The organism is Nonomuraea sp. AD125B (assembly GCF_041402765.1).
Taxonomy (GTDB): Bacteria; Actinomycetota; Actinomycetes; order Streptosporangiales; family Streptosporangiaceae; genus Nonomuraea; species Nonomuraea bangladeshensis.
Genome location: NZ_JBGLOU010000015.1, coordinates 169022 through 178749, shown reverse-complemented (window position 1 = coordinate 178749; position 9728 = coordinate 169022). Strand labels below are relative to the sequence as shown.

11 protein-coding genes and 2 tRNA genes are annotated in these 9728 nt (G+C 70.2%); 4 read left to right on the top strand and 9 right to left on the bottom strand.

Features of this window, described 5'->3' with window-relative positions; all coding sequences use genetic code 11:
• Positions 1 to 4 precede the first annotated feature (4 nt).
• Both rpmG and ACBR40_RS34860 read right to left on the bottom strand, forming a co-directional pair.
• Positions 5 to 169, bottom strand: coding sequence for a 50S ribosomal protein L33 (gene rpmG, locus ACBR40_RS34865; RefSeq protein WP_019632658.1), 165 nt, complete (start codon positions 167 to 169; stop codon positions 5 to 7).
• A 71-nt stretch (positions 170 to 240) separates the two neighbouring features.
• Positions 241 to 314, bottom strand: a tRNA-Met gene (locus ACBR40_RS34860).
• 191 nt (positions 315 to 505) lie between these two features.
• Between ACBR40_RS34860 and ACBR40_RS34855 the strand changes: the two genes are divergently transcribed.
• Positions 506 to 1246 (top strand): hypothetical protein, encoded by a 741-nt coding sequence (locus tag ACBR40_RS34855; protein WP_371251488.1) that lies wholly within the window; start codon positions 506 to 508, stop codon positions 1244 to 1246.
• A gap of 64 nt (positions 1247 to 1310) precedes the next feature.
• On the opposite strand, the gene ACBR40_RS34850 is transcribed toward ACBR40_RS34855, so the two are convergent.
• The 4 genes from ACBR40_RS34850 to ACBR40_RS34835 all read right to left on the bottom strand — a co-directional run bounded on the left by ACBR40_RS34850 (position 1311) and on the right by ACBR40_RS34835 (position 3315).
• A tRNA-Thr gene (locus ACBR40_RS34850) sits at positions 1311 to 1386 on the bottom strand.
• 39 nt (positions 1387 to 1425) lie between these two features.
• On the bottom strand, positions 1426 to 1659 hold the full coding sequence (locus ACBR40_RS34845; RefSeq protein ID WP_344208062.1) for a transposase: 234 nt from the start codon (positions 1657 to 1659) through the stop codon (positions 1426 to 1428).
• A 56-nt stretch (positions 1660 to 1715) separates the two neighbouring features.
• Entirely contained in the window at positions 1716 to 2252 is a 537-nt protein-coding gene (locus tag ACBR40_RS34840) for an NlpC/P60 family protein (RefSeq protein WP_344208063.1), read from the bottom strand.
• Between the two features lie 46 nt (positions 2253 to 2298).
• The gene (locus ACBR40_RS34835) at positions 2299 to 3315 is read right to left on the bottom strand and encodes a GH25 family lysozyme (protein ID WP_371251487.1); all 1017 of its coding nucleotides are present in this window, start codon (positions 3313 to 3315) and stop codon (positions 2299 to 2301) included.
• A gap of 315 nt (positions 3316 to 3630) precedes the next feature.
• On the opposite strand from ACBR40_RS34835, the gene ACBR40_RS34830 reads away from it, so the two are divergent.
• A complete protein-coding gene (locus ACBR40_RS34830; protein ID WP_344208065.1) occupies positions 3631 to 4572 on the top strand; it encodes an ATP-binding cassette domain-containing protein in 942 nt (313 codons plus the stop codon).
• Positions 4553 to 5305: an ABC transporter permease gene (locus tag ACBR40_RS34825; protein ID WP_371251486.1), complete on the top strand. Its 753-nt coding sequence runs from the start codon at positions 4553 to 4555 to the stop codon at positions 5303 to 5305. Before ACBR40_RS34830 ends, ACBR40_RS34825 begins: the two co-directional genes overlap by 20 nt.
• Positions 5306 to 5308: 3 nt before the next feature.
• Here ACBR40_RS34825 and ACBR40_RS34820 read toward each other — a convergent pair whose 3' ends face one another.
• Positions 5309 to 6301 (bottom strand): hypothetical protein, encoded by a 993-nt coding sequence (locus tag ACBR40_RS34820; protein ID WP_344208067.1) that lies wholly within the window; start codon positions 6299 to 6301, stop codon positions 5309 to 5311.
• 193 nt (positions 6302 to 6494) lie between these two features.
• Between ACBR40_RS34820 and ACBR40_RS34815 the strand changes: the two genes are divergently transcribed.
• Positions 6495 to 6992, top strand: a complete 498-nt coding sequence (locus ACBR40_RS34815; protein ID WP_371251485.1) for an NUDIX hydrolase — start codon at positions 6495 to 6497, stop codon at positions 6990 to 6992.
• A 6-nt stretch (positions 6993 to 6998) separates the two neighbouring features.
• Here the strand turns inward: ACBR40_RS34815 and ACBR40_RS34810 are convergent, their stop codons facing one another.
• The gene (locus ACBR40_RS34810) at positions 6999 to 7676 is read right to left on the bottom strand and encodes a flavin reductase family protein (RefSeq protein ID WP_371251484.1); all 678 of its coding nucleotides are present in this window, start codon (positions 7674 to 7676) and stop codon (positions 6999 to 7001) included.
• 115 nt (positions 7677 to 7791) lie between these two features.
• On the bottom strand, positions 7792 to 9687 hold the full coding sequence (locus ACBR40_RS34805) for a trypsin-like peptidase domain-containing protein (RefSeq protein WP_371251483.1): 1896 nt from the start codon (positions 9685 to 9687) through the stop codon (positions 7792 to 7794).
• Positions 9688 to 9728: the final 41 nt, after the last annotated feature.

Here is a 9728-nt window from a genome sequence, read left to right as displayed (position 1 = left end):
GCCGCTATCGGGTCTCGCGGTGCGCGCGGTGGCAGCGGCAGTTGGGGCAGTACTTCTTCAGCTCAAGCCGATCCGGGTCGTTGCGCCGGTTCTTCCGCGTGATGTAGTTGCGGTGCTTGCACTCCTGGCAGGCCAGCGTGATCTTCGGCCTAACGTCGGTGGCAGCCACTGGGGAGTGCCTTTCTACGTTCGGGATATGGACATACCCATGCCCAGGTCAGATGACCTGGGGCTGGGCAGTAGCGGAGGCCGGACTTGAACCGGCGACACAACGATTATGAGCCGTTTGCTCTGCCAGACTGAGCTACTCCGCCTTTGGGCCGGTATGAACCCGGCCCCGTAGAGGATACCCGACGCGGCGACCAGAGTCGTAACGCACCTGATCGGGCAAGGGTGGAACCAGTATGCATCAGGAACCCCGATAGCAGAAATCCTATTCCCCGCCGGGGCCCGTTCTGCACGCTTTCGTGATCGCGGACTGGCACGATCGCCTGCCATGCAACGCATGATCATCATCACCCTGTCCGCCGGCGCCGCCCTGCTGCTGGCCCCCTTGCCCGCGCAGGCCGCGGCCCCCAAGGACCCCGTACGCGCGCTGAAAACCAAGCTGGTCGCCGGTCACGGCGTCCGCTTCACCGAGAGCTCCATCCTGGTCGACGGCTCGGACAAGCAGGTGCTGCAGCGCCGTACCGGCACCTTCCAGTTCGGCAAGAAGGGGGTCGCCGCGTCCGACATCACGGCCAGGGGCCTCCAGGGCATGGGCCCGGAGCGGGCCGTCACCATCGGGAAGACCTCCTACCTGTCCGGCGGCATCTGGGCGGACAAGCTGCCCTCCGGCAAGCGTTGGTACCGCACCAGCACGCAGGGCAGCGGCGGCTACTACGGCCAGGTGATCAACCCGGTCGAGCCGGGCACGCTGGCCGCGCTGGTGAAGAAGGGCAAGCGGGCCGGGAACACGCTGACCGGCACGATCACCTTCAAGGAGCTGGACAAGGTCTCGCCGTGGTTCGCGGCCGCGATCCCGCTCCGCTTCCACGACGACACGAAGGTCTCCTACCGCCTCACCCTGAGTGGCGCGGGCCTGGTCACCAGGGTGACCACCTCGTACGCCGCCACCGGCGTCTTCGACATCTCGGCCTTCGACGGCAAGACGATGACCATCGACACCCGCTTCACCTCGTGGGGCCGCCGGGTGTCGATCAAGGCCCCGTCTCCCGACACAGTGTCCACCAAGGTCGACGACTGACCGTACGAAAACACGAACGCCCGGCCCCGAGTGATCTCGGACCGGGCGTTTTGCCTTGTCAGGATGGAGCCCCCAAACGGAATCGAACCGTTGACCTTCTCCTTACCATGGAGACGCTCTGCCGACTGAGCTATAGGGGCCTGTCCGGCGCTGCGGACAGGTGTAACCATACACGGCACTCAGCGATGACGCGAACTGATCCGAACCTCGGCGATCTTCTCCGGCCCGGCCCGCCGCACGGGCAGCTCGACAACCTCACAGAGGTCAGCCAGCTCGACGTGGCGGGCCACTTCGGCCACGGACGAGCAGTCGGCGACCACCCGGCCGTGCCGGCGCACGCGGAGCACCTGACGCCCGGCCCGCACGGCGCCCACGACCTCGTATCCGTCGAGACCGACCCATCGCCTTTCCATAGCCGCACAGAGTAGCCTCCGGGTCTCTCAATTTCCGCCGGCCACAGGCGTCCCGTTCAGTAGCGGTAGAAACCGGCGAGGTCCTCGCGGCCGGCGAGCCGGTCGACGCGGACCCGCGCGCCGGTCTCCGGGGCGTTCATCATGAGGCCGCCGCCCAGGTAGACGCCGACGTGGTGGGTCCGTACGGTGTCGCCGGCGATGACGCCGAAGAAGACGAGGTCGCCGGGGCGGGGGGCGGAGCGCACGCGGTGCATGCGGCGTACGTGGTCGTCGGTGTTGCCCGGTCCGAGCACGTCGTGGCCGTGCGCGAGGGCGTACACCCAGCGGGTGAAGCCCGAGCAGTCCAGCCCCCGCGTACGGGTGGCCGGGCAGGGCCGGATGCGGCCCTGGTAGCCCTGGCAGGTGCCGGTGGACGGCCCGGGAAGCTCGGCGTGGCCGCCGCCCCACGAGTACTCGATGCCGAGCCGCCCGAGCTCGTACGCCAGGCGCACGACGCGCGGCTGCGTCCAGGTCGAGACCGGCACGGACGCGGCCAGGGTCAGCGCGAGAAGCAGCGCCGTCAGCAGGGCCAGGGCCGTGCGGCGCCGGCTCATAACGTCTCCGTCCCCCGAATCACCAGGTTTCGGAGCTTATGGTGCCTTATCGGACTTTGATGGTGAACTTCGTCGTTCCGACGGTCACGTTCATGCCCACCGTCCCCTTGGCCCTGCGCGGCTTGGTGGTGAACGTCAGCGTCACCTTCGACCCCCGCGCGACCTCGGCGACCGTGCAGCGGACCGCCGTGCCGCTCACCCGGCAGCCGTCCGGCGCGCCGGTCACCCGCTGTCCGCCGAACGTCCGGGCCGCGACCTGGACGTTCGTGACCGGGTACGGGCCGGTGTTCCTGAGCGTCACCGTGTAGGCCTTGCGGCTCTTGGCCGCCGCCGCGACCGAGATCTCGGCCGGCGGGTTGGCCAGGGCCTTGAGCTCGCCCTCGGTGCCGTTGAAGACGTCGCCGCCCCCGGCGAGCGGCCCCTTCTCCGCCGACTGCCAGAAGGTGTGGGACGTCCAGCTCTTCGGCAGCTCGCCGGGGTCGGCGCCCCAGCGGGCCAGCCACAGCGGATTGGCGGCGAAGGCCGCCGAGTCGCCGGTGCACGTCCGCCACCAGCTCGTGGTGGTGTAGATGATCGCCTGGAGGCCGGTGCGCTGTTTGTAGCGCTTGGTGAACGCCTTCAGCCAGGCGACCATGTCCTTCGCGGACAGGCCGTAACAGGAGTTCTTTCCGTTCCTGTCGCGGTACGGATTGTCCTCGACATCGAGCACTCCGGGCAGGGTGCGGCCGTCCGCGATCCAGTCGCCGCCGTTCTGCAGGAAAAAGTCGGCCTGGGTGGCGCCATCGGATTCATGCGGTTGCGCGAAGTGATAGGCCCCCCGATACAGACCGGCCGACGCGGCGCCGCCGAACTGCGCGTCGAATACGGGATTGCGGACGTTCGTGCCCTCGGTGAGCTGCACGAACGCGAACTTCCCGCCCCCTTCGGCGACATTCGCCCAGTCGATCTCGCCGGTCCAGTTGCTGACGTCGACACCGGGCACCCCGTCGGCCGCGTACGCGGTCGCGCAGCCCCCCATAATCCCCGACACCGCGATTACCGCTAATAGCCCCAGACGTTTCACGCGGGTGATCCTTACGGAATCTTACAGAACTCCACAAGGCCGGAAATATCAATAAACAGCATCAGGTCGCGCGCGCCCGCCGGAGGACGGCAGCCGAAATCGGCCCCCGCGAACCGGGAAACCGCACGTCAGAGGCCCTGAAATCGCCGTCCGCGACACCCCTCGCCACGTGGTGTTTCCGCAGGTCAGAGCCGTTTATGAACGTGACATTCGCGTTTGCCAAAGCCGCTTCTTCCTGCACAAACTGGTGCAGATCCCGACCAACCGAGCCCCGACCTGGGGTTTCTTCGTCATGCCCGCAGGAGACCGACCGCCATGATCCACGCTCGGGCGTTGACCCGTACGTTCAAAGTCAAGAAGGAGAGGGTGGAGGCCGTCCGCGGCCTCGACCTCGACGTCGAGGCCGGACAGCTCACGGCCTTCCTCGGCCCGAACGGCGCGGGGAAGTCCACCACCCTCCGCATCCTCACCACCCTCCTGCCCCCGACCTCCGGCACCGCCACGGTGGCCGGGCACGACGTGGCCGCCGAGCCGGCCGCCGTGCGCGCCCGCATCGGCTACGTCGGCCAGCGCGGCAGCGCCGGCGAGGAGTTCCGCGTCCGCGACGAGCTGGTGACCCAGGGCCGCTGCTACGGCCTGCGCCCCAGGGAGGCCGCCGCCCGCGCCGACGAGCTGCTCGACCTGCTCGACCTCGCCCCGCTGGCCAAGCGGACGCCCGGCACGCTCTCCGGCGGCCAGCGCCGCCGCCTCGACCTCGCGATCGGCCTCGTCCACCGCCCCGACCTGCTCTTCCTCGACGAGCCCTCGACCGGGCTCGACCCGAAGAGCCGCGCCGAGATCTGGCAGCACATCCTCCGGCTGCGCGAGGCGTACGGGACGACGTTGTTCCTCACCACCCACTACCTGGAGGAGGCCGACACCATGGCCGAACGGGTGGTGATCATCGACAACGGCCGGGTCATCGCCGACGGCACCTCGGAGCAGCTCAAGAACGACCTGGCCGGCGACCTCATCACGCTCACCACGGGCACCGCGGACGACGCCGCGCGGGCCGCCGCGGCCGTCGGCGGGACCGCGGAGGGCACGACCGTGCGCCTGCGGGTGCCCAACGCCGCCGCCGCGCTGCCCGAGTGCCTGCGCACGCTCGACGCGAAGCTGATCGAGGTCGTCACGGCCGAGACCGCCCGCCCCACCCTCGACGACGTGTTCCTCGCCCTGACAGGAAGAAGCCTTGCCGATGACGACGTTCCTGCGTGACACCGCCACAGTCTTCTCCCGGGAGGTGCGGCCCGCGCTGCGCAACCCGGTGGCGCTGGTGTTCGAGATGGGGCAGCCGCTGCTGTTCCTGTTCCTGTTCGGGGCGCTGCTGGACGGCGCGGTCGGCTCCTCGTGGCAGTGGTTCGTGCCGGGGATCCTCGTGATGATGTGCCTGACCGGGCCCATGGGCTCCGGCTACACGCTGCTGGTCGAGCTGATCGGCGGCTCGATGGAGCGGCTGATGGTGACGCCGCTCAGCCGGACGGCGATGCTGGTCGGCCGGGCGCTCAAGGCGCTCGTGCTGCTGCTGGTCCAGGCCGTGATGATCATCGTGATGGCGATCCCGCTCGGCTTCGAGCTGCACGCGGCCGGGGTGCTCGCGGGGCTGGCCCAGCTCGTGGTCTTCGGGGTGGGGCTGGGGGCGTTCTCGTTCGTGCTGGCGCTCAGGTCGGCCCCCAGCGGCACCCTGTTCTACGTGGTCAGCCAGTCGATCCTGTTCCCCCTGCTGCTGCTGTCGGGCGTGCTGCTGCCGCTGGAGAGCGCCCCGGCGTGGCTGCGGGCGATCGGGCAGGTGAATCCGGTGACGTACATCGTGGACGCGCAGCGGGCGTTGTTCGCCGGCGACCTCGCCGACCCGTCGGTCCTGTACGGCACCGCGTCCGCCTGCCTGATCGCCGCGGCCGGCCTCGCCCTGGGCGTCAGAGCGATGAGACGAGGCTTGGTCAGCGTCTGATTCTCAGGGGCTGATCGCGAGGAACAGGAACGACGCGAACAGCACCAGGTGCACCCCGCTCTGCATGAGCGTGGCCCGCCCCGGCACCACGGTGAGCGTGGACACCACGACCGTCAGCGCGAACAGCACCAGGTGCGTGCCGCCGAGCCCCAGGAACAGCGGCCCGTCGAGCCAGATCGAGGCCACCGCGATGGTCGGGATGGTCAGCCCGATGCTGGCCATCGCCGAGCCGTGCGCCAGGTTCAGGCTGATCTGGACCTGGTCGCGGCGGGCCGCCCGGACGGCGGCGATGGTCTCGGGGAGCAGGACCAGCAGCGCGATCGCGACGCCGACGACGGCCTGCGGCAGCCCGGCCGCCGACACCGCGGCCTCGATCACCGGCGACTCGACCTTGGCCAGCCCGACCACCGACACCAGCGCGACCAGCAGCAGGCCGAGGCTGGCCAGGGCGGTGCGGCCGGAGGGCCGCGGCGCGTGCTCCTCGGGGTCGAGGGGCGCGCCGTCCCTCGCGACCGGCAGGAAGTAGTCGCGGTGGCGGACCGTCTGCGTGATGACGAAGAGCCCGTACAGCGCGAGCGAGACCACCGCGGCGAAGCCGAGCTGCGGGCCGGAGAAGGCCGGTCCCCCTTCGCTCGTCGTGAACGTCGGCAGCACCAGGCTCAGCGTGCTGAGCGTGGCCACCGTGGCCAGCGCCTTGCCGGTGCCCTCGGCGTTGAACGCCGCGGTCCGGCGTTTCAGCGTGACGGTGAGCAGGGAGAGCCCCACGATGCCGTTGCAGGTGATCATCACGGCGGCGAAGACGGTGTCGCGGGCCAGCGTGGACGTCTGGTCGCCGCCGGAGATCATGAGGCTGACGATGAGCGCCACCTCGATCACCGTGACGGCCACGGCGAGCACGAGCGAGCCGAAGGGTTCGCCGACGCGGTGGGCGATGACCTCGGCGTGGTGCACGGCGGCGAGCACCGCGCCGGCCAGGAGGAGCGCGAGGACGATCACGAGCGGGCCGGCCGGTTCGCGGCCCCAGGAGAGCCCGAGCGAGAGCAGCGCAAGGGCGGGGATGAGTACGGTCCACAGTCGCGCGATGTTACGGATCAGGTACAGGGTGTGCCCCCACTATTGCGGACGGAACGGGACTTTTCCCCCCAATAATGCCTTGACATCTCCAATGCTTTGACGTGAAAGTGTCCTGGTGGCCCACTTGATCGCGACGAGGGTCGTCCCCTGGATCCCCGTGGCGCACCGCCTGGAGGTCATCCGCACCGGCGAGATCCCGCCGCTCGCATCGACCACGTCGGCGTTCGTCCTCGTCACCGACGGGCTCGGCAGGACCCTCATGACGTACGTCGACAGGAAGGGCCGCGGCTGGGACATCCCCGGCGGTCACCTGGAGCCGGGCGAGAGCGCCGTGGAGGCGGCGGTCCGAGAGCTGCGCGAGGAGACCGGGCTGAGCCTGCCGCCCGCCGCGCTGACCGCGTTCGCCTGGCAGCGCATCGAGCTGCTGGAGCCGCCGCTGGCCGGCTACGGCTACCCGTCACTCGCCCACATGGCCATGTTCCGCGCCGTCATCCCCGGCCCCGGCGCTCCCACCGCGCCGCCCCCGGGCTCCGAGAGCACCCGCGCCGACTGGCTGCCGCGCGAGGAGATCGCGCGCGTGTGCCCCGACCACGTCTGGCGGGTCCTGCTCTAGAGGGATCTAGAGGGACCTGGCCCGCTCCAGGTCGTCCGGGCGGTACATCCGCTCAGGAATGGTGGCCAGGGTCGACGGGTGGACCTGCGGCCCCAGCCCGTAGAGCTTCTGGAAGCTCATGATGAGCGGACGCCAGGCGTCGGGGTCGATGTGGTCGTCCGTGCCGGCCAGCCTGATCCCCTCGTGCGCCCACACGCGCTGCACCCGCACCTCGAAGGCGAGCGTGCCGCCGTCCTCGCCGATCGGGTGCACCGCCTCGACCACGGCCTCCATGGCGACCGGGCACTCGGCGGCCCGCGGCGGCCCGACCGTCTCCGACGGCACCGGCGTCAGCCCCGCCCGGCCGAACTTGTCGGCGACATGCCGGTAGCCCCGCTCCCACTTGCGCTCGGGGACGGGGTCGCTGCCGGTCGTCAGCGCCAGCCGGTCCACGGCCGGGGCCAGGGCGTCGGACGGCAGGTTCAGCACGCACTCGCGGGCGCGCAGCAGATTCTGCGCCGTCCTGGCGCGCGCGCCGAGGCCCAGCAGGCCGCGCCAGCCGAGCCAGAAGGCGGACGACATCGGGGCCAGGTTCGGGGTGCCGTCCTCGTTGAGTGTCGAGATGAGCACGACCGGGGTGCCGAAATAGAGGATGTTCGGCTCGATGCGGACGTGCTCGTCGACAAGGGTGGTGGTTTCGCTCATGCGTCCCACTGTCGCGGCCGGTCACCCCCGCTCGCTGGCGGCGATCGGACGTCTCAGCGGGAGGGTCCGGTGGGCTCGGGGCGGTCCGGCGCCGGGCCGGAGGCGCCCCGGGCGCTCACTGCTGGTGGCCATCCGGCGGCGGCGCGAACTGGCCGTAGCGGACGTCACGGGTGGGGTCGGCGGGGTGCTGGCTGGGCTGGCCGTACTGGTCGTACTGGCCCTGCTGGCCGTAGTAGCCCTGCTGGCCGTACTGGCCGCCGGGGCCGTACTGAGGACCAGAGCCGTACTGGGGGCCCGAGCCGTACTGGGGGCCGGAGCCCTGCTGGGGGCCGGGGCCGTACTGCGGGCCGGAGCCGTACTGGGGGTCGTGCTGCGGGCCGTACTGCGGGCCGGAGCCGTACTGGGGGTCGTGCTGCGGGCCGTACTGCGGGCCGGAGCCGTACTGCGGGCCGGAGCCGTACTGGTGGTCGTGGCCGTTGACGTGCTGGCCGGGGCCGGAGCCGGCGGGGAGCTGGTGCTGCTGCCACGGGGGCGAGGGCACCGCGTTGTACGCGGGCTGCGCGGGCGGGCCGTAGGAGACGGCGGGCCGCTTGCGCCGGGTCAGCACCCGGGCCAGCACCAGGCCCAGCACCAGGAGGACCAGCGCACCGCCGCCGAGCAGCACCCACATCATCATGGGCTTGGGCGACTCGTCCTTGCCCGCCGTGATCGCCGTCTGCGACTCGCTGATGTACTTGGCCACGTACGGGTGGTTCGGGAAGAGCGCCTGCACCTCGCGGAACTTCGGCAGCGCGTCCTCGTAGTAGTTGCGGAAGTAGTCGTTCAGCGCCTCGTTGTAGCGCGTGGTCGTGGTCGCCTGGGCGGCCTTGATGTTCTTCTCGCCGAGCTTCTCCTTGATGATGCTGACCGGCAGCACGAAGCTCTCGCTCTCCGACGCCTCGCCGCCCTCGCTCACCGTGCCCGCGATCAGCATGCCGATGACCTTGCCGTCCTTGCTGAACACCGGACCGCCGGAGTTGCCGTGGTAGGACGGGGCCTGGGTCTGGATGTACGGCACGCCGGTCTGCGTGGAGCGCTTGGCGTTGTACGGGCCCTCGGTCAGCGCCGGCTCCAGCTTCGACTCCAGGCTGAAGAACGGCGTGTTCGTGACCAGGCCGGGGAAGCCGCTGATGTAGAGCGTGTCACCGGTGCGCACGTCGGCGTCCTCGCCGAGCGGCACGGTCGGCAGGTTCTGCTGCCCGTTCACCTTGAGCAGCGCGAAGTCCTTGCCCGGGTAGCTCTCGCCCACCGAGACCAGCTCGGCCGGGACGGCCTTCGCGGTCTTGTCCACGCCGCCGCCGGGCAGGCTCTGCAGCACCGACAGGCTCTGCTTGAGCCCGCGCAGCCGCATGTGGGTGCTGTTGAAGGTGATGTAGATCTGCTGGGCGAGCTTGACCATCTCCTCGTCGGCCTCGATGCCCTGGAGGCCCTTGATGATCTCCTTCGCGTCCTGCTCGTTGAACTTCGCCAGCGCCTGCTGCGCGAAGAGCTGGTTGAGCTCGGTGTCGCCGACCTGGACGCAGTGCGCGCCGGTGACCATGTAGCCGTCCGGGGTGACCCACCAGCCGGTGCACATGCCGCCGACCTCGGCCTCGACCGTACGCTCCGGGGTCGTCTCGACGAGGTAGGCGTCGACGTTGGCCGCGATGCGCTGGAAGAGCCACTTGGCGATGCTGCGCTCGTCAGAGGCGATCTTGCCGTTCTGCACGGCGATGACGGCCTGCTGGGTCAGCTGCTGGAAGGCGTTCTCGTTGATCGTGCTCGTCGGGACGGCGACGGTGCCGGTATAGGAGAAGCTGGTCAGCTGGACCGCCGGCTGCGTGCGCGCGGCCAGCCAGGTGCCGACGGCGACGTCGGGCCGCTGGTCGGGCGACTCGTCGGCCGCCGCGGGGGCCGCGGGCAGCGCGACCGCCATGACGACCGCCGTACTCGCGGCGATCTTCGCGAAGGTTTTTCTGAAATATCCGCTCACGGTCGGCCATGGTGCGGTATCGCTCTTGTCCATGGCTTGGA

Coding starts and splice junctions, on each gene's coding strand:
- ACBR40_RS34825 (WP_371251486.1), top strand. CDS start 4,553: ATGACGACGTTCCTGCGTGACACCGCCACAGTCTTCTCCCGGGAGGTG.
- ACBR40_RS34840 (WP_344208063.1), bottom strand. CDS start 2,252: ATGAGCCGGCGCCGCACGGCCCTGGCCCTGCTGACGGCGCTGCTTCTC.
- ACBR40_RS34810 (WP_371251484.1), bottom strand. CDS start 7,676: ATGAGCGAAACCACCACCCTTGTCGACGAGCACGTCCGCATCGAGCCG.
- ACBR40_RS34845 (WP_344208062.1), bottom strand. CDS start 1,659: ATGGAAAGGCGATGGGTCGGTCTCGACGGATACGAGGTCGTGGGCGCC.
- ACBR40_RS34855 (WP_371251488.1), top strand. CDS start 506: ATGATCATCATCACCCTGTCCGCCGGCGCCGCCCTGCTGCTGGCCCCC.
- ACBR40_RS34830 (WP_344208065.1), top strand. CDS start 3,631: ATGATCCACGCTCGGGCGTTGACCCGTACGTTCAAAGTCAAGAAGGAG.